The 18,822-nt window shown below is 38.8% G+C and carries 16 protein-coding genes; 2 read left to right on the plus strand and 14 right to left on the minus strand.

What is annotated here, in order from left to right; all coding sequences use genetic code 11:
• Nucleotides 1-17: 17 nt before the first annotated feature.
• The 11 genes from AC1VNJ_RS11600 to asnB form a co-directional block, all read right to left on the minus strand.
• The gene (locus tag AC1VNJ_RS11600) at nucleotides 18-1,697 is read right to left on the minus strand and encodes a M20/M25/M40 family metallo-hydrolase (protein WP_028412398.1); all 1,680 of its coding nucleotides are present in this window, start codon (nucleotides 1,695-1,697) and stop codon (nucleotides 18-20) included.
• A 103-nt stretch (nucleotides 1,698-1,800) separates the two neighbouring features.
• Nucleotides 1,801-3,006 (minus strand): ornithine--oxo-acid transaminase, encoded by a 1,206-nt coding sequence (locus AC1VNJ_RS11605; protein ID WP_028412399.1) that lies wholly within the window; start codon nucleotides 3,004-3,006, stop codon nucleotides 1,801-1,803.
• 23 nt (nucleotides 3,007-3,029) lie between these two features.
• Complete coding sequence (gene pruA / locus AC1VNJ_RS11610) at nucleotides 3,030-4,577, minus strand: L-glutamate gamma-semialdehyde dehydrogenase (protein ID WP_482640820.1); 1,548 nt, start codon at nucleotides 4,575-4,577, stop codon at nucleotides 3,030-3,032.
• 345 nt (nucleotides 4,578-4,922) lie between these two features.
• On the minus strand, nucleotides 4,923-5,957 hold the full coding sequence (locus AC1VNJ_RS11615; protein WP_028412401.1) for a LacI family DNA-binding transcriptional regulator: 1,035 nt from the start codon (nucleotides 5,955-5,957) through the stop codon (nucleotides 4,923-4,925).
• Nucleotides 5,958-6,014: 57 nt separating this feature from the next.
• Nucleotides 6,015-7,529 carry an alpha-amylase family glycosyl hydrolase gene (locus AC1VNJ_RS11620; RefSeq protein WP_328172647.1) on the minus strand — a complete coding sequence of 505 codons (1,515 nt, stop codon included), beginning with the start codon at nucleotides 7,527-7,529 and terminating at the stop codon, nucleotides 6,015-6,017.
• Nucleotides 7,530-7,678: 149 nt separating this feature from the next.
• Nucleotides 7,679-9,079 carry an ammonium transporter gene (locus tag AC1VNJ_RS11625; RefSeq protein ID WP_482640821.1) on the minus strand — a complete coding sequence of 467 codons (1,401 nt, stop codon included), beginning with the start codon at nucleotides 9,077-9,079 and terminating at the stop codon, nucleotides 7,679-7,681.
• Between the two features lie 37 nt (nucleotides 9,080-9,116).
• The gene (locus tag AC1VNJ_RS11630) at nucleotides 9,117-9,458 is read right to left on the minus strand and encodes a P-II family nitrogen regulator (protein ID WP_028412404.1); all 342 of its coding nucleotides are present in this window, start codon (nucleotides 9,456-9,458) and stop codon (nucleotides 9,117-9,119) included.
• Between the two features lie 185 nt (nucleotides 9,459-9,643).
• Nucleotides 9,644-10,492, minus strand: a complete 849-nt coding sequence (locus AC1VNJ_RS11635; protein WP_034267741.1) for a phytoene/squalene synthase family protein — start codon at nucleotides 10,490-10,492, stop codon at nucleotides 9,644-9,646.
• A gap of 59 nt (nucleotides 10,493-10,551) precedes the next feature.
• Nucleotides 10,552-12,009: a phytoene desaturase family protein gene (locus AC1VNJ_RS11640; RefSeq protein ID WP_482640822.1), complete on the minus strand. Its 1,458-nt coding sequence runs from the start codon at nucleotides 12,007-12,009 to the stop codon at nucleotides 10,552-10,554.
• Complete coding sequence (locus AC1VNJ_RS11645) at nucleotides 12,006-13,538, minus strand: phytoene desaturase family protein (protein WP_028412407.1); 1,533 nt, start codon at nucleotides 13,536-13,538, stop codon at nucleotides 12,006-12,008. The genes AC1VNJ_RS11640 and AC1VNJ_RS11645 overlap by 4 nt, the downstream gene beginning before the upstream one ends.
• Before the next feature lie 314 nt (nucleotides 13,539-13,852).
• Nucleotides 13,853-15,700, minus strand: coding sequence for an asparagine synthase (glutamine-hydrolyzing) (gene asnB, locus AC1VNJ_RS11650; protein ID WP_028412408.1), 1,848 nt, complete (start codon nucleotides 15,698-15,700; stop codon nucleotides 13,853-13,855).
• A 171-nt stretch (nucleotides 15,701-15,871) separates the two neighbouring features.
• Between asnB and AC1VNJ_RS11655 the strand changes: the two genes are divergently transcribed.
• Nucleotides 15,872-16,432, plus strand: a complete 561-nt coding sequence (locus AC1VNJ_RS11655) for a DUF2777 domain-containing protein (RefSeq protein ID WP_028412409.1) — start codon at nucleotides 15,872-15,874, stop codon at nucleotides 16,430-16,432.
• 85 nt (nucleotides 16,433-16,517) lie between these two features.
• On the opposite strand, the gene AC1VNJ_RS11660 is transcribed toward AC1VNJ_RS11655, so the two are convergent.
• The 3 genes from AC1VNJ_RS11660 to AC1VNJ_RS11670 all read right to left on the minus strand — a co-directional run bounded on the left by AC1VNJ_RS11660 (nucleotide 16,518) and on the right by AC1VNJ_RS11670 (nucleotide 18,383).
• Entirely contained in the window at nucleotides 16,518-16,652 is a 135-nt protein-coding gene (locus tag AC1VNJ_RS11660; protein WP_255256919.1) for a hypothetical protein, read from the minus strand.
• Between the two features lie 132 nt (nucleotides 16,653-16,784).
• Nucleotides 16,785-17,132, minus strand: a complete 348-nt coding sequence (locus tag AC1VNJ_RS11665; RefSeq protein ID WP_013055360.1) for a DUF1516 family protein — start codon at nucleotides 17,130-17,132, stop codon at nucleotides 16,785-16,787.
• Between the two features lie 78 nt (nucleotides 17,133-17,210).
• Nucleotides 17,211-18,383, minus strand: a complete 1,173-nt coding sequence (locus AC1VNJ_RS11670; RefSeq protein WP_482640823.1) for a DUF418 domain-containing protein — start codon at nucleotides 18,381-18,383, stop codon at nucleotides 17,211-17,213.
• Nucleotides 18,384-18,581: 198 nt separating this feature from the next.
• On the opposite strand from AC1VNJ_RS11670, the gene AC1VNJ_RS11675 reads away from it, so the two are divergent.
• Complete coding sequence (locus tag AC1VNJ_RS11675; protein WP_013055358.1) at nucleotides 18,582-18,803, plus strand: spore germination protein; 222 nt, start codon at nucleotides 18,582-18,584, stop codon at nucleotides 18,801-18,803.
• Nucleotides 18,804-18,822 lie beyond the last annotated feature (19 nt).

Consider the following 18,822-nt stretch of genomic DNA (forward strand, 5'->3'; position numbering starts at 1 on the left):
CTCCATTCTTCATTTTCTTATATGGTGTTTGTACAAGCATGACCACTTTTTAATATATGAAGAGTTGTTTCTTGAATCAACTTAGGAAGGACGCCGAACGAATAAGGCTTGTACACTCGCTCTGTCCACTTATGGCCGTCTTTTCCATATACCCCCATATTAATGGAGGGAATATTTAACTCTCGAATTTCACGGAAAGGAATCGCACCTGCAATACCCCACCCCGGAAAGTTACGTGTAAAAGCATCAATTTCCTCATCTGTCTCGTGAAGAGATAAAAAACTGCCATCCGCTAGATAGGGGAAGAATTTTTTAAATTGAAACGTCTCTCCCGTCTGGTTTCCAACCTTCTCCACCGCCGCTTGTAAGGTATAAAGAAGCTGCTGATCTCTGCTTTCGTCTTTCTTCAAGTGATTATGAGGCAAGTAAGGCGGTGCAAAAAAGACAATTACACGCGGACTTTGATGCGGATCTAGCTTTTGAAGTTCTTCGATTACTTTAAAGCACCTTGTTCTAAGTTCTAAATGCGCATACTGTTCGAAAGCTCGTTCAATACAACCATGAGTATTTATTCCTTTTTGATCTAATTCTTCCAGGTAATCTTCCAAACTCACAACATCCACTTTCCAAGACAAGTTTCGCTTTGGTAAATTCGTTCTTTGAACAAAAAGTTCGTAATAATCAGAAAGTTTCTCCTCTACTTTTTCACATGCTTCGATTGATAATCCAATTAATTGACTCATCACTTCTTTTGCCGTTCGTTCGTAGATGAAATAGTTAAAATACAAATGACTGCTTACAGCAGTTTGCACATTATAAGCCTCTTTGCTGTCTCGTTGATACAGGCAAGAAGGCGGCAGTACCAGCTCTCCTTCAATATTTTCAGCCAGGTTAATATTGTTATGGATGCTTCTCGTAATCTCAGATGCAATCAAATTAGGATCTATGCCAGCAAGCGTATCTCCTACATGCACTTCCCTTCCGTAAATATAAAAACATGGAAGCAGCTTCCCAGCGGCTCCTGTATAAATATAGCGCGTGGAATCTCCATCGTAAAGAGGTGTAATAAAGTCGGTATTAATCGCTGCTGTATACGAAAGATTTTTTTCTTTTTTCAAACGGTTCAGCTCAGAAACAGCAGAAATAATTCCAGCATGCTGGCTTTCCTCATCAGGATTAACCATAAAAAGCACGTTTCCTTCTAATTGATCTCGATGCTTAGTAAAATGCAGCACATTGGCTAAGTGTACAGCAATTCCACTTTGCATATCAACGCTTCCTCTTCCGAACATCCATTCACCTGATTGAGCATCTCGCTGTACATCTTCATTAATGTTATGCATAGAGAAATAGCGCTGAAGCGCTTCTGGATCTAACGCTATATCTTTTAATGAACCAAAATCTTCAATGCCAACCGTATCTAAGTGAGCGTGATAAATAATTGTTTGAGCATTTTTTTGGCTGCCTTGAATAAAAGCAAATACATTTTTTCTGCCTAGCGTATCGCCATTAATTTTCTGTTCCCAGACGTGAAGCGGATTGTCTTTGAAATAAGGAAAACTTTGAAGCGTATTTTTAATAAAATCAGCAATCTTTACTTCGCCGCTTGTCCCATTGATACTTTTGATTTTCACTAACGCTTGTGTTAAACATTCAACTTGCTCTTCAATGCTTAGCCGTGAGAGTTGGGTATACACTTCTATTCCTCCTGCCTATCAAATAAAAACTTCATTTAGCTGCATATGAATAAAAGTAGTACGATATATACATATCGTACTACTTTTATTTATTTTAAACCGATTACTCAGCAAATACTTTTTCAATTCGTTCAATTGCCCAGTCTAACTCTTCTTTTGAAATCGTTAACGGCGGAGCAAAACGAATAACCGTACTGTGCGTTTCTTTACAAAGCAAACCTTGGTCTTTTAATTTTTCACAATAAGGACGAGCCTCTTCGTGTAATTCTACCCCGATGAATAGACCGCGGCCGCGCACTTCTTTCACAACTGGATTGCTTAAGCTTTGGAGCTTCTGTTTGAAATAAGAACCTAATTCTAATGAACGCGCTGGAAGTTCCTCGTCTTCAATTACTTCCAAAGCAGCTAATGATACGGCACAAGCAAGCGGGTTTCCGCCAAACGTTGAACCATGAGAACCAGGGTTAAAGACACTTAAAATGTCTTCGTTAGCAACTACGCAAGAGATAGGGAAAACTCCTCCTCCAAGCGCTTTACCTAAAATCAGCATATCTGGTTCTACACCTTCCCAATCACAAGCAAACATTTTGCCTGTACGCGCTAAGCCGACTTGGATTTCGTCCGCAATAAATAACACATTATGTTCTTTACATAAGTCAGCTGCAGCTTTTAAGAAGCCTTCTGGAGGTAAAACGATACCTGCTTCGCCTTGAATTGGCTCAATTAAAAATGCGGCCGTATTTGGTGTAATAGCGGCTTTTAACGCTTCTAAATCACCGTAAGGAATCGTTTGAAGCCCTGGAAGCATCGGTCCAAAACCACGTTGATATTCTGCTTCGGATGATAATGAAACAGCTGTCATTGTACGACCGTGGAAGTTGCCCACACATGCGATGATTTGTGCTTGATTTTCAGCAACACCTTTCACATCGTAAGCCCAGCGGCGTGCAGCTTTAATGGCTGTTTCAACCGCTTCTGCTCCCGTATTCATTGGCAGAGCCATATTTTTATTTGTTAATTTACAAATCTTTTCATACCATGGACCAAGCTGATCATTATGAAACGCTCGTGACGTTAACGTTACTTTATCAGCTTGACGTTTTAATGCTTCAATAATTTTCGGATGACGATGTCCTTGGTTAACAGCGGAATACGCGCTTAGCATATCCATATATTTATTATTTTCTGGATCGTGTACCCATACGCCTTCTGCTTTTTCAATTACAATCGGCAGCGGATGATAGTTATGTGCCCCAAACTTTTCTGTTTGCTCAATAATTTTCACCGTTTTTTGTGTTTCAGTTGTCATATTTATTCCTCCTTATTTTCCAATTAAAATGTTTCAGATGTTGTTTTTGCTTGCATGTGAAGAACTAGATAATCCGGTCCCCCTGCTTTTGAATCCGTTCCTGACATATTAAATCCGCCAAAAGGCTGGTACCCTACAATCGCTCCTGTACATCCTCTGTTAAAATACAGGTTTCCAACATGGAACTCTTCACGGGCGCGTTCAATATGCTCGCGGTTATTTGATAATAAAGCGCCTGTTAATGCATATTCTGTATTGTTTGCAATCTCCATCATATGATCAAAATCTCGCGCTTTAGAGAATGCTACTACCGGACCAAAAATTTCTTCTTGCATGAGACGAGCTTTTTCATCTACATCCGCAAAAATAGTTGGCTGAATAAAGTATCCAGTTGAATTGTCTGCTTCTCCTCCCGCAACGAGACGCCCTTCTTCTTTTCCAATTTCAATATACGATAATACTTTATTGTACGAAGCCTCGTGAATAACAGGTCCCATATAAGTCGAAACTTCTTCCGGGTTGCCAACAGTTAATGTTTTTGTTAGCGCAACTGCTTTTTCAAGCACTTCATCATATACATCTTGATGCACAACAGCACGAGAACCTGCGGAGCACTTTTGCCCTGCAAAACCAAATGCAGAATATACGATTGAAGAAGCTGCTAAATCAAGATCAGCATCTTTGTCTACAACCACCGTGTCTTTTCCGCCCATTTCAGCTATAACACGTTTTAGCCATTTTTGCCCCGGCTGTACTTTTGCTGCTCTTTCGTAAATGCGGCAACCCACTGCACGCGAGCCGGTAAATGAAACAAAGCGTGTTTTTGGATGTTCCACTAAGTAGTCACCAATTTCAGGTGTAGCACCAGGAATAAAGTTTAATACGCCTTTTGGTAATCCTGCTTCTTCCATTACTTCTACAAATTTCGCTGCTACTACAGGAGTGGCATCAGCTGGTTTTAATAAAATCGTATTTCCGGTGACAATAGCTGCTACTGCCGTTCCAGCCATAATAGCTAACGGGAAGTTAAATGGTGAAATAATAATACCTACGCCAAGCGGAATATAATTGTACTGATTATACTCACCGTCTCGACTCTGTACTGGAGAACCGTCTTTTAACGTCAGGACTTGACGTGCATAGTACTCTAAAAAATCAATTGCTTCTGCTGTATCAGCATCTGCTTCGTTCCAAGGCTTTCCTGCTTCTTTTACAAGATAACTAGAAAATTCATGCTTTCTTCGACGAATGATGGCCGCTGCGCGGAAAAGAATATCTGCTCGGTGTTCTACTTTCCACTTTTTCCACGTTTCAAAAGCTTTTAGAGCTGACTGCATTGCTTGCTCTGCTAGATCTTTATTTACTGTAGATACATATCCAATTACTTCTTTTATGTTTGCTGGGTTAACAGACGTAATTTTCTCTTCGGTCTCCACTTTTTCACCGTTGATTACAAGTGGATACGTCTTGCCAAGCTGTGTATTCACATATGTTAATGCTTCATGAAATGCCTGTTTATTGTTTTCGTCCTTAAAATTTGTAAATGGTTCATGAGAATAAGAAACTACCATGATATATGCCTCCTAGTATGCAAATCTTTGTTTACTTTATAGTTATGCAAGTAGCGTGCCAACTTTTAATAAAACTTTACAGCCTCTTTATCATCAAGGCTTTCACTACTTATATCATTCTTTCTTTTTGATAAAAGAAAAAATAATTGGCATATGTATATTTTTTTGGCGCTTAAAATGCCAATTTTTTTTGCGTAAAGAGGATGTTGAGACATACCTAAATCAATTCAATCTAAAAACGAAAAAATCCGAACGAGTTTGATTCTCCATCAAGAATCAAACTCGTTCGGATCTTCCTTCAACTACACTACTTTTGTCTCAGCCTCTTTCTATTTGTGTATTACGTTATCTTTTCGTCATTTGAATGGTTTTGCAGGACTGTCTTTTAATCATTTTGTGAGGAACGCGCACTTGTTCTGCAACAGCATATGGCGTTTCAATCTGCTTAATCAAGCAGCTTACAGCCTGATAACCAAGTTCAAAAATATTAATATCAATTGATGTAAGAGCTGGTCTAGCCATTTCAGCGATTAAGACATTATTAAAACTGACAATAGAGATGTCTTCAGGAACCGAAATTCCCATTTCATCCAATGTATTTAAAACACCTAATGCCATTAAGTCATCTGCTACTACTAGAGCCGTTGGACGTTCTTTTAGAGATAAAAGTTCGCAAACAGCTTCTTTTCCTCCCTTCTGTAGAAATTCTTCATGAATCACATACTCATCCCGGTAAGGAATGTTTGCTTTTTGAATCGCTTTATCATAGCCTGTTAAACGGTCAATGGTAACGACTAATTCAAGACTTCCACCAATAAAAGCAATACGCTCATGACCAGATTCAATTAAATATTCCGTCGCTTCTTTTCCAGCTTTAAAATTGTCGTTATCAACAAACGTGATGCTTTCACTATGCTTAAACGGCTTTCCAATAACTACAAACGGAACGCTCTGTTCTTGCAAATAAGAAAGCACTTGATCATCAACTTTGGAGTACAGCAAAATTAATCCATCCACTCGTCTTCCCTGTACCATTTGAACAACTTCTGCAAAAATCTCTTCTTCCGTTTCTCCAGTTGACATATAAATCGCTCTTTTGTTTTCGTGAGCTCCGGTGCTGATTCCTCTTAGCACTTCTGGGAAGAATGGATTTTGAAACACCTTGTCTGCTGAGCTCGGCATCACTAGGCCGACTGCCTCTGTCGTTTGATTTGCTAGACTTCGCGCAATAATATTTGGGTGATAACCAAGTTCTTTCATAGCCGATCGCACGCGCTGTTTTGTTTTTTCACTAATTCTTGAGCTGTCTGCAATGACGCGAGATACCGTCGAAGGGGCTACATTTGCTAAATTTGCCACATCTTTTATTGTTACACCCATAATTCCACCTCTTAATTATGTTTTCTTCATTACTACTTATCCAATATAGTTTGACAACTACGACGCGCTGTCCTTTTTATGAGATTGAGAAATTTTCTTTTCTTTTCTTCTTTTTGACGATGCTTTGTACAAAAAGATGCCAAATCCCGTATAAACAGCGGCAACCGCTGCGATATATCCTATATTGAGCCCTGACTTTTTCACTACTTTATATACATTTGTCGTCTCAGGCTCCAATGAAATGTTGTATACATCGTCAACTGGTCGTATAATTCCTTCCATTATTAACCCTCTTAGTTCATTTTCTTTTCCAACTTTTTTAAGCGGGACATTAATGGCTGACGTTTCCTTTGTATTATTAATCACCACAAACGTCGTTTCGTCCTTATACCTTCTCTTGTATACGGCCACACCTTTTTGCTCAGACACAATGGTAAAGCTTCCTTTTCGAAGAGAAGGCGATTTCGCTCTAAGTTCAGCCAGTTTTTTTAAATGATCTATAATATCGGGATTAGCTAAAAAATTCATCATGCCATAATTTTCTGCTCCCTTTCCCCCATTCAGCGCAATTTCTGTTCCATAAAAAACGATCGGTACACTCGGCGAAGTATAAAGGTAGGAAAGCCCTTGCTTTGTTCGGGCTCCAGGATGGTTTTCACTCTTTAATGCTTTTGCTGTAAAACGTGTGCTATGAACATCATCTAAAAAATTGGCTAAAGGCAAATTACTTCCTTTTTCCCACTTGTCATACAACATTTTCTGCGGACGATTAGTACCGCTAAACGTAGCAGCAGTGGCTTCGGCTAGCGTTCTATCTACAAGCAAATCCATTCCTAATGAATCAGCCTGCTCACTTTTTTTTAATGAATGCCCGTTTATTTCTCCTATTAATAGAAAGGAAGGATCCATGCTTTTTAACGTCTGAGAAAAAGATGAAATAAATGCAGAAGGAGCTTGATCGATATCTTTAACGTAATATCCGTCAATATCTGTTTGTTTGCTCCACCAGGCAGCATTTTTAATAAGGTATTTCTGCACGGCGCTTTCTTTTAAGTTAAGGTGAGGCAATGCTTTAATTACTTCGTTATCCGTACCGGATTCATTACTTATCCATGTTTGTTTTCCTTTATCTGCTATCCAGGTATGATTGTTACTGATTGTCAAAGGAAATTCGACCATAATTTTTATATTGCGCTCATGTGCTTTCTTCACAAGATTTCGTAAGTCTTTTAACGTTCCAAAATGATCGTCTATTTTATAATGGTCGGTCACCGCATATCCATGATAGCCTGTCTCATCATTTTCCATAAAAGGAGTCAATAAAACAGCGGTAAATCCCATCTCTTGAATATAGTCTAACTTTTGTGCTACTCCCTGTAAATCGCCTCCATAATAGGCATCTGAGCGTTCATAGTTAACATTTCGATCATTCTGTTCACTTCCGTTATAAAAACGGTTAATCATCAATGAGTATATCACCTCATCACGTATATCTTTATGATCTTGCGCTGAGGCGCTGCTTCCAAAAAGCAATAATAGTATAAGTAGCATACTTGTCCTTTTCCATTTCATCTATTCCCCTCCTATAGACGAACTGTTTCAAACTCACTTTTGTTTCCATTATAACGTTAACGCTTACATTATTGTTAAATAAGTTGATAAAAACAAAAAAAGTGATTAAAAGTTTTTACTTTTAATCACTTTTTTCTATCTATATACTGCTATATCGTCTCATTTACGTTCGATATATGAGGTTTATCCGATACTTTACCCACTTTATTTAATCGATCAATCAATCCAACACCAAATTCAGGATGAAGATTGCCGTCTCCTGTCGCTACAAAACTTTCACGAAATTCGTATGCGGATGAACCGTGTTCAGCAAAATCTAAACCAGCAATTTCTTCTTCGCTTGATACTCGAATGGAAGAAAAACGCGTGAGAACAAATAAGAATAACCCAACCGTTCCAATTGTCCAACCCATCACAGCTATAATTCCAAGAGCTTGAATACCTAATAGCTGTACGCCGCCACCATAAAATAAACCGTTAGCTGTATCAAACAGCCCCACTGCTAACGTCCCCCAAATACCGCAAATTCCATGAACAGTAATAGCGCCAACTGGATCGTCTAACTTCATTTTGCTATCGATAAAATGCACAGCTTCTACTAGAATAATTCCTGCAATCAGCCCAATGACGATCGCACCCGGGATCGATACGTTTGCTGTTCCAGCTGTAATCCCTACAAGTCCAGCTAAGGCACCGTTTAATGTTAAGCTAGCGTCAATACGTTTGTAGCGAAACTTTGTGTATAAAGCAGAAGACAGGACTCCGCATGACCCAGACATTAATGTAGTTGCGATGATTCCTGGGACAAGAGCAGGATCGGCTGCTAATGTACTTCCTCCATTAAATCCAAACCAGCCAAACCAGAGGATAAATACACCTAATGCGCCAAGCGGAATGTTATGTCCTTGAATAGCATTGACTTTTCCATCGCTTCCATACTTTCCTAGACGTGCTCCCAGAAAAGTAACTGCTACAGCCGCACCAAGAGCCCCAGTCAAATGAACAACTGTCGATCCTGCAAAATCTACGAAGCCTAGTTTGGACAACCACCCTCCTCCCCATACCCAGTGACCTACAACTGGATAAATCACAGCTACCATCGCAATCGTGAGCATCATATAGCTGGATAGTTTCATACGTTCCGCTACCGCTCCTGAAATAATCGTAGCGCACGTTGCTGCGAAAACAATTTGGAAGACAAAAAAGCTCATTTGATCGCTTTCTCCATTTAAAAAGAAACCGCTTGAACCGATAAACCCTCCTTTTGAATTTCCAAACATAAGGGCAAAACCAATCACAAAATACAATACGGAAGATACAGCTACCGTTAGCATATTTTTCATTAAGATATTAAGCGAATTTTTCGAACGAGTGAAGCCTGTTTCAACCATCGCAAACCCTGCGTGCATTAAAAACACAAGCACTGCCCCAAACATTACCCACATCATGTCAATTGATGCACTGACTGATTCGACAGTTGGATCAGCTGCATTAACGCGTGTTGCCGTCAACAAACTAATAAACAAAACCGCACTAATTTTCTTTTTCAACGCTTAACTCCCCCTCTATTAAAATAACACTCTCTTTTTATAAAATAGCCTCTACACCTGCTTCTCCTGTTCTAATTCGTACAGCATCCTCTACCGGATAGACAAAAACCTTTCCGTCGCCTATTTGGTTCGTAGAACAAATTGATTGAATGATCTTAATGACTTCATCAACTTGTTCTGCTTCTAAAATCATTTCTACCTTGACTTTAGGTACTAGTTTGATTTCAAAACTTTGTCCCCTGAACAGTCCCTGCTCTCCTTTTTGCTGACCGCAACCTGCCACTTCTGAGACTGTTAATCCGTTTATTCCTACTTCCTCTAATTTTACGCGCAGTGCTTGAAATTTTTCTGGACGAATGATAGCTTCCACTTTTTTCATTGTAACCCCTCTTTCATGTTAGTTTTATTAACGTTTAATGTTATATATATTATCATATAGATAATTTTCTGAATATTCAAGTTAATATGTGATAAAAATGAGACTTTTTTCTTATTTACATAATAGTTAACGCTTTCATATCTCTTCAAAAAAAAGTAACGCAAAGGAAAAGTAGCTCCTTTGCGTTACCCCGTAGAAATAGATGTCATAATTTGCTTTTTCACTTGACTTGTGACAAAATGCTTTTCTGTAAATACTTCATAATGTTCTTTTCGAATTTTATCAAGAATTGCTCGGTATAAATGCGCCGCTCCTGTAAGAGGTAAACGAGAAGCCACGGGATATTTATGAATCGACTGAAGCCCTTTTATATAATACATTTCTGCTTCTTTGGCCAGGTGCTCCCACATTTCTATAAATTCAGAAGTGACCCACCGGTTCTCTAATAGCGTGCGCGTATATCCGTAAGAATTCATAAGGTCTTTCGGTAAATAAATGCGCCCTCGCTCTAAGTCTTCCCCCACGTCTCTTAAAATGTTGGTCAGCTGCATCGCAATGCCTAACGCAACTGCTTCTTCTTCTAATTCTTTATGAGTAGTTGGAGCTAAAATCGGTAAAAGCATTAACCCTACCGTACTCGCTACATGATAGGAGTATGTTTTCACTTCATCAAGCGTATCGTATTCTTTTTTTACTAAATCCATTCGCTGACCGGTAATCATATCGTCAAATGCTTGAACATTCATTTCATATTGTTCAAATACATTGCGCAGAGCTACCCACATGGCGCTTTCGTTTAATAGTTCTCCATTTTTAAACCGAGCAAATTCTCCTTCGAATTGCTGCAGCTCTATTTCAGGATTACTTCCTTCATCTACAATATCATCGACTTGACGGCAAAATGCATATACCGCCCATACTGCCTTTCTTTGTTTTGACGGCAGCATGGAAAAAGCTTTGTAAAACGTTTTTGAGTTTTCTTTAATAATTTCTTCACACTGAGTGTACGCTTTGTCTAACGAAATGTTCATCATATAGGACCCCTTTCTCTATTAAAGGATAAACCATCATTTCCTTATGGCTTCACAAGATCTTAAGAGAACTTTGCAACCGTTTGAATAGACGATTGTTCAATAAGATGATCAGCCAACATTTTTGCTCCTTGCATAACAATTGGCACGCCTCCGCCTGGATGTATAGATGCTCCCACCGCAAAAACATTTTTATATTCGTACGGCTGGTACTGAGGTCTGAATACGCCTGACTGAAACAGCTCAGGAGCAATACCAAAGCTTCCGCCTTCGTAAAGTCCAAATGCTTGAGCATCATTTGGCGTGCGTACTTTTACCCATTCTATTTCTTTACGCAGCTCCCCAAACCCTTTTTCTTCCAAAGTTCGAATGATTCCATCAACAAAATCTTGCTGATTGCTCCAATCAATGTGGCCACCTGATGGAACCGGTACAAGTGCATATAGCACACTTTTTCCTTCGGGAGCTAGGGATGGATCAATAACAGAGGGATTAAATGTATAAATAGCGGGATCTTCAGGAATCGTTTTATGCTTAAACACTGCTTCCATATGTTTAGCCAAATCATTGCCCATAAAGTATTGATGCACATTGTGATGATCATATTTTCTCTTCAAACCAAGATAAAGCAGCAGACAGCTGGACGAAGGCACATACTTCTTTTCTTTTTTTTGAGCAATTTTCGCCATATTAGGAAAGTCGCCATTTAAAATCACTTGATCAAATGGGTGAAGTTTTTCGTCAACAATAACCCCTTCTGTCTTGTCTCCTGATATAGAAAGCTCTTGAACCACCTTATTCAAATGAATGCTTACACCTTGCTCTATCAGCGCCTTTTCAAGAAGTGGCACAAGACTTGCGTATCCCCCTTTTACGTAATAGATGCCATGAGCATGCTCACTGTAAGGAACAAGGGAATAAATAGCTGGTGCCGAATAAGGATTCCCTCCAATATAGAGAGATTGCAGCGAGTAGGCATCTACTAGACGTTCATCATGGAAATACGTTGAAACAAATTTTCTCATTGATTTATTTGCATTCATTTTTTTTAATGCCTTAATGTTTTGCCATGTCCAAAAATCTCGTTTATTTACAAATGTTTTTTCCAAAAATGCATTACTTCCTAGTTCAAATCGCTTTTTTAATTCAGTCATAAAACGCCGGTAGTTTTGCTCTTCGCCTGGAAACAAACGGCTAATCTCCTCTAACTGATCTTTTTCAGTCGCTTTTTTTGTATAGGTCGTACCGTCTGGAAAATGAATATCATAAAGTGGATCACAGCGTATTAGTTCATATTGAGAAGCAGAAATGCCCGCTTCATCTAAAATACGTTCAAGCATTAAAGGCAGCAAGACAATCGTGGGACCTTCATCAATTTTATAACCGTCTTTTTCTACAAACGCCAGCCGGCCGCCCAGCTTGTTTTCTTTTTCGAAAATATCAACAGAAAAACCTCGTTTGCTTAATAACAAAGCGGTAATTAAACCGCCTATTCCGCCTCCAACAATTGCTGTTCTCATAATGCACTCTCCATTTCCTTCATGGTTTTAAACGGCTCATTCAGTAATTGTCCGTCTCTTTTTAAGATGAGCTTTGTCGTAATGCGGGATGATTCCAGAATAGTTGGTAGACCGCTCCCTGGATGAGTTCCTCCTCCAACTAGCCAGCAATTTTCTAATTCTTCAAATTTATTATGCGGACGCAGTACCATCATTTGAGTGAGCTGATGTCCAAGGTTAAATGTCGCTCCTTTATAGACCAGCACGTCTTCTTCCCACTGCTTTGGTGAAATGATTTTTTCAACTTCAATATGACTCTCTAAATCTTTGAAACCCGTTTTCTTTTCTACAATTTTTAATACTGCATCTCGAAAAGCTTTTTGTTTTTCATCCCAGTTTACACCGCTGAAATTATTTGGAACCGGCGCTAAAATATAAAGAGCAGACTTTCCTTCTGGTGCTAAAGTTGGGTCTGTTACACTTGGGTTTTGAATGTAGATGGAAGGGTCTTCTGAAAGAGCTAACGTTTTTGTGATCTCTTCTACATTTTTTTTATAATCTTCAGCGAACACAATCGTGTGATGAGGCAGATCTTTGTACTGTTTGTCTATGCCTAGATAAATCATAAAAGTGGAACAAGAGTATTTTTTCTTTTCAAGTTTTTTAACTGCATATTTTTTAAGCGTACCTTCATCTATTAAATTCGTCATGGCATGAGCAAAATCTCCATTGATAATGACGTCGTCTGCCCCCATTCGCTCTCCATTTTCTAGAATAATTCCTTTTACTCTCTTATTTTCAATCCATAGTTTTTGAACACCTTGGTTTAAGTGGATGTGCCCTTGATGTTCTTCCACTACTTTTGCCATTGCTTGAGATAGCTGATTTACTCCTCCTATCGGATGGAAGATACCGTAGGCATGTTCCATAAACGATAAAATAGAAAAGGCTCCTGGACATTCCCAAGGGGACATTCCCAAGTACTTCGATTGAAAAGTAAAAGCTAATTTCAATTTCTCATCAGTGAAATACTTGCCAAGTACATCATAGAGCGTTTTACCTAAGGATAAATGCGGCAGTGCTCGAATTGCTTCAGGCTTTAAATAGTGATGAAAACGATCCATCTGCCCTTGCAATAAAGGCAGCAAAGCCGCCATCTTTGCTTCGGTGTCTTTCATAAAGCGCTCATAGCCTTCCCCGTTTCCTGGGTATAAACGTTCGATTTCTTCTTTCATCTTTTTATGGTTATCCGTCATCTGAATCTGTGCATCATCAAAGATAAGCTCATACATGAGATTTAGACGTTTTAAGTCCATATAGTCATGCGCATTGCGATTAGCAGCTTGAAATAATTCTTCAAAAATCTGTGGCATGCTCAAAAATGTAGGACCCATATCAAACGTATAACCTGACATTTTAATCGCTGAATTTCGCCCGCCCACGTATCCTTGCTTTTCATATACATCTACTTTATAGCCATGACTTGCTAACAGCATTGCTGCCGCTAGTCCTCCTGGACCTGCTCCAATCACGATTACGTTTTTTTGCATACATACACTCCTAATCTTATACAATAGTTATACAAACATTATACAAAGCTTTATTATTAAACACAACGATAAACTGCTTGTCTTTATTCGAATCATAAAATTACCAATAACTAAACCATGAAAATATGACGTTTGTACCATTTTTCCAGGGTTTCAGTACACTTTCCCTTTATTCGGTGCTTTCAAGCTTTTATTTTATATCTATGTAAAGTTATACAAAAATAGACTGCGGTCTTCTTCTCTACTTAAACGTATAAAAAAGAGAAATGGATGACTGATTTCATAAAAAAACCCTCTGTACTGAGAGGGTCCTGTCATTCAACAATTTGAATATTATTGTGAGTAAACCAGACGTGAATTTGAGCTAGATGAGCTAGCAGCTGAGGCCCTGTCATTAATTGACCAAACCACGGCGCTTTAAATCCTTCTCCGCCTGTATCAATAATATGCTTTAACTGCTGCTTATCAAAAAATTCATAAAGAGGTGACTGTTTATCTTGTAAAAGAGATTGAAGCCATACAGTTACAGCTTTTGTATAAGCTGGGTTATGCGTTTTAGGGTAAGGGCTTTTCTTGCGATAAAGAACGTCATGAGGCAAAATTCCTTCAAGCGCTTTGCGTAAAATCCCCTTCTCTTTATTGCCCGTCATTTTCATCTCCCATGGAATATTCCATGCATATTCCACAAGGCGATGATCTGCAAAAGGTACGCGTACTTCTAAGCTCGCTCCCATGCTCATACGATCTTTACGATCTAATAAAGTTGTCATAAACCAAACCTGATTTAAATAAAACAGCTTTCTCCGCTGCGCATCTTCTAACGATTCACCTTCTAATTCAGGCACTTCCTTTAACGTTTCTTCATATCTTGCACGTACATAATCTTCTAACTGTAATTTCTTTCTCCATGAACTTTGCAGCAAATCAATTCGAGCATCTAATGAGCGCATCCACGGGAAAGTATCCGAAGACAAATCGTGTTTTCGGTGAAACCACGGATATCCTCCAAAAATTTCATCTGCACATTCTCCTGATAAGCTCACGACAAAATCTTGTTTGATTTCACGGCAAAACCAAAGCAACGATGAATCTACATCAGCCATTCCAGGAAGATCTCTCACCTCTACAGCCTCTGTTAAATGCTGCACAAGGTCCTCCGTTGAAATAATGCAGCGATGATGATTTGTTTGAAACGTATCGGACATGAGCTTGATATAAGTTCCATCAGAATTTGGCTGAAACTCATTTGCTTTAAAAAATTTATCATTGTCTTCATAGTCGATAGAATACGTATGAAGGGAGCCCTTGCCGCTTTCTTTGAACGCATTTGCAGCAATTGCTGTAATGGCGCTTGAGTCCACTCCACCTGATAAAAATGTACAAACCGGGACATCCGACACTAGCTGTCTTACAATCGCGTCTTGCACTAAAAATTTAACTTTTTCTGTTGTTTCAGCTAAATTATCTGTATGCTGCTCACTTTTTACGTTCCAGTATCGCCAAATCTTCAATCCGTTACGCGTAAGCGTGAGCGCGTGAGCCGGGCGTAATTCATTTATGTTTTTAAATACGCCGTGGCCGGGAGAACGAGAAGGTCCTAAGCCAAACACTTCTGCTAATCCATCTAATCCTACTTCTGCTTTTACCTCAGGATGAGCTAATATCGCCTTTAATTCTGATGCAAATTGAATTCCACCTTCATAAGATCGATAGAATAAGGGCTTCACTCCCATTCTGTCGCGTGCTATAAATAACTTTTCATTGGCTTCATCCCAGATCGAAAAAGCAAAGATACCGTTAAAATGATCTACGCATGATTCTTTCCATTCTATATAAGATGTTAGAAGTACTTCCGTATCTGAATGTCCCTGAAATTGATAACCTCTTTTTAGTAATTCTTTCCGAATATCTTCCGTGTTGTAAAGCTCTCCATTATAGCAAAGCGTGTAGAGCTGTTCATTTTTTTCTCGCGTCATCGGCTGTCTTCCGCCTTGAGGATCTACTACAACTAAGCGTTTGTGCCCAAAAGCAACATGCTGCTGTGTCCATACGTTGGTGTCATCAGGACCTCTTTTCGATAAAGTGTCAGCCATTTTTGTTATTGTTGCTGTTTCATTTAAAAGCGATCGCTTTAAATCGACCCAACCCGTTATACCACACATCGTTTATCATCCTTTCTTTCACGCTCTTGTTTATGAATGAAATAATGCCATTGTATGCACGCAGTAGTTACAGTTGAATTGTCCTTACATTTTATTTTTACTTTTCAGTTATAAAGAGAGCTTTTTTAGGCAATAAAAAAATATGGATAAATTTCACACGGAGGTTTGATTATGAATCATTATTCTAAACAACAAGCTATGAACAATCAGCCGCGTTCCTTCGTGATTGGTACGGTTGAATGTGTTGATTCACAGTGGATTTTCTTTGAAGATGAAAGTGACGAAGCTTCCATGCTTCATGAAGTAATGGATGAGACATTAGAACTTCTTATTGATACACGCTGGGAAAAAGCCATTATGGTTGATGACCGTCAAATAAAGCTTCACGATGGAACGTATTTATTGCGAAATGGAGATAAGCTAAGACTGACTAAAAAGCTACCTTATGCATACGAACAGCTTCTTCAATCACTACCGAAAGAGACCTTTTTATCATTCACTCAGCACTTAAATTCATTAAAATTCTCTCTTTATGATTGTATTTACTGTCACAACACATTATGTTTTTTACCGACAGACGGTGATACAAAAGGTGCTAATTTTATCATTTATGACAATGAGGAAAAAATTTGTGCCGTTCAGCATTTATTCGAACGAGGCACGCAATACCTAGACCGATTTGAATATACCGTTAACGATGGAGAACGTTCAATGAATCTTTTTTTAGATTAAAGTAAAAGAAAAGAGTTTGAGACATAACTTCATCAACCTAATCTAAAAAGAAAAAATTGGATATATGAGTTCGTATTGATTGCTTTTAAACCGCTATTGATTTCCATGCAAGGCTTCGCTTTCCGCGGGCGGCCGATGAGCCTCCTCGTCGCTTACGCTCCTGCGGGGTCTCACCTGTGCCACTTTTCCCGCAGGAGTCTTCGCCTTGCCCTCCAATCAACAGCTAGAAGCACCTACACGCATTAAATTTACTTTCACCATGACAACGAAAAAAAAACCGAAGTATTAATCAGAATTCTGATTAATACTTCGATTTTTTTGAACTAAAATACTCTTGCCCTATCCTCTTTTCTTATCCTAGTACGACATATCCGTAATAGAATACTAAGATAAGCGCAATTACAAGAACTGCCCAAGCAACGCCTGTACGTTTTCTTTTTTCAGTACGAACAAGGACCATTTCCATTCCCACAAGCACTAACACTCCGGCAATTCCTTTAATGAGCGCTGCGCCTTGAAAATGGTACCAAGCTGCTAACATATGCAGACCTGATACTAACACTAATAAGTATAGAAGTCTCGCCACCATATGTAAGATTTTTTGACCTTTAGCTTTACCTGCTCGATGTAAAATCAACGAAACCACAAACGAGATAATCAATAATGTCCAAAGCGTTACATGAATATGTAGTGGAGCCATTCATCTCACGTCCTTTCTGAAAATATCATATCATGAAAACCTTTCCTTCACCAATAATATAAGGAAGGAAAAGGATTTTTAGAGGCTGCGTCCATATGTAGCATACCGAATGAGTTTTTCAAGGGGCCCATCTAAAAATAGGCTCATCCATATCCAGCTTCCCAGCAGTTGAATAAAAATGATAATCCCCGCAATAGCCAATCCTTCTACAATTGAAATATGTCCGTAGTATCCTAACCCATATGAGTAAAAAAGGAATGTACATACAATGGACTGGACAATATAGTTAGTTAAAATCATTCTCCCCAAAAAAGCAAATGGCTGCATGATTTTTCGAATAGATACACTTCGCATAGCCAATGTGACCAACGTTACAACAAAAATTGCTCCTGCCGTTCCTCCGATTGTATCGTGGATATAGGATGTAGCTACATTGTGATCTAAAGCATACGGCAGTACGGATGATACTGTATACGCGATAAATGAAATAAGGCAAAGCCACTTTGTCTCCACTATATATTCTTCTATTCCTTCGAACCAATCGCTTTTCGCCATAAAACCGCCTAATAAAAACAGTGGAAATAGCGATAAAAACAGAAAAGGAACCGTATTTAAATTATACGCGTAGTACCAATCCAGCAAGCGCTGATGAAATATTGACGCAAAACTTCCGTGTCCATATACTTGAAGCGCTTGGTCAATAATAGGCTGGTGAATTCCCGCTGCTGTCTCTCCTTCATTAGCAAAAGCCGCTACCGTTAAAATAACAATCATAATCACAGCGTAAATACTAAATATTCCGGTTCCCCATGCTAATAACACTTCTTTCTTTGCTTCTTGGAAAAACAGCATAATCAAAGCAAAGAAACTGTATATCACAATCATATCACCGTGCCAAATAAATACAGCATGAATAGCTCCCACGAGAAGCAAAGCTGTCATTCTTCGTACATAAAAAGGAGTAAAGCTTACTTGCCTTTCGTATGTACGCTGGAACATTTTCATAAAACCAAATCCAAACAAAATAGCAAGCAGCGCGTACCCTGTCTGCCCTACTACTATATCAACTAATCCATTAGCAACATAACTCATTCTTGAACCATTCATCAAATTATTGTCGTAATAGGCAGCAGGCGAATAAAAATCAGGCATGTTCATCAGCAAAATACCAATAAGCGCGATTCCTTTTAATACATCCGCTGCTTCAATACGCTGTTCTTTATCAGTCGCGTTCATTTTGAAACGTTTCATTCTTTCACACCTTACATGCTTTCATTATTGCTTTCACATTATATCGAACATAAAAGTTTTTCTTCAATGTTTACTATTTCCATTCCTCTTTTTAATGTTTTACTTACTCTTTGCATATAGATAAGGAAAAAGCATTAATCACCTTTTTGTCTAGGCTTCATATGCTGTTACTAGACTAAATTAAAAGGGTGTTTGCCTATGCCTGCCATTGTTGGTGTTGTTAATCTTAACAGTGTTGGTTCAGCCAGCGTCTTTCATATTGGAGATGTTTATACAATAGCCCCTATTTCTACTGCTAAAACATTTGCTGGCGCAGGTTCGTTTAATACAGGCGACGGATTATATGTTGTGAATCAGCAGAGCTCAACGAATACGTCGGACAATGACGTAAATGATCAAAATGTCGCTGGAAATCTCTAATAGAAATGAAGCTCATACA

The organism is Priestia sp. 3CA3, assembly GCF_056836725.1.

Bases quoted from the DNA above. Each gene is read 5' to 3' on its own strand.
- AC1VNJ_RS11605 (WP_028412399.1), bottom strand. From the start codon at position 3,006: ATGACAACTGAAACACAAAAAACGGTGAAAATTATTGAGCAAACAGAA.
- pruA (WP_482640820.1), bottom strand. From the start codon at position 4,577: ATGGTAGTTTCTTATTCTCATGAACCATTTACAAATTTTAAGGACGAA.
- AC1VNJ_RS11615 (WP_028412401.1), bottom strand. From the start codon at position 5,957: ATGGGTGTAACAATAAAAGATGTGGCAAATTTAGCAAATGTAGCCCCT.
- AC1VNJ_RS11620 (WP_328172647.1), bottom strand. From the start codon at position 7,529: ATGAAATGGAAAAGGACAAGTATGCTACTTATACTATTATTGCTTTTT.
- AC1VNJ_RS11630 (WP_028412404.1), bottom strand. From the start codon at position 9,458: ATGAAAAAAGTGGAAGCTATCATTCGTCCAGAAAAATTTCAAGCACTG.
- AC1VNJ_RS11635 (WP_034267741.1), bottom strand. From the start codon at position 10,492: ATGATGAACATTTCGTTAGACAAAGCGTACACTCAGTGTGAAGAAATT.
- AC1VNJ_RS11640 (WP_482640822.1), bottom strand. From the start codon at position 12,009: ATGAGAACAGCAATTGTTGGAGGCGGAATAGGCGGTTTAATTACCGCT.
- AC1VNJ_RS11645 (WP_028412407.1), bottom strand. From the start codon at position 13,538: ATGCAAAAAAACGTAATCGTGATTGGAGCAGGTCCAGGAGGACTAGCG.
- asnB (WP_028412408.1), bottom strand. From the start codon at position 15,700: ATGTGTGGTATAACGGGTTGGGTCGATTTAAAGCGATCGCTTTTAAAT.
- AC1VNJ_RS11655 (WP_028412409.1), top strand. From the start codon at position 15,872: ATGAATCATTATTCTAAACAACAAGCTATGAACAATCAGCCGCGTTCC.
- AC1VNJ_RS11665 (WP_013055360.1), bottom strand. From the start codon at position 17,132: ATGGCTCCACTACATATTCATGTAACGCTTTGGACATTATTGATTATC.
- AC1VNJ_RS11670 (WP_482640823.1), bottom strand. From the start codon at position 18,383: ATGAAACGTTTCAAAATGAACGCGACTGATAAAGAACAGCGTATTGAA.
- AC1VNJ_RS11675 (WP_013055358.1), top strand. From the start codon at position 18,582: ATGCCTGCCATTGTTGGTGTTGTTAATCTTAACAGTGTTGGTTCAGCC.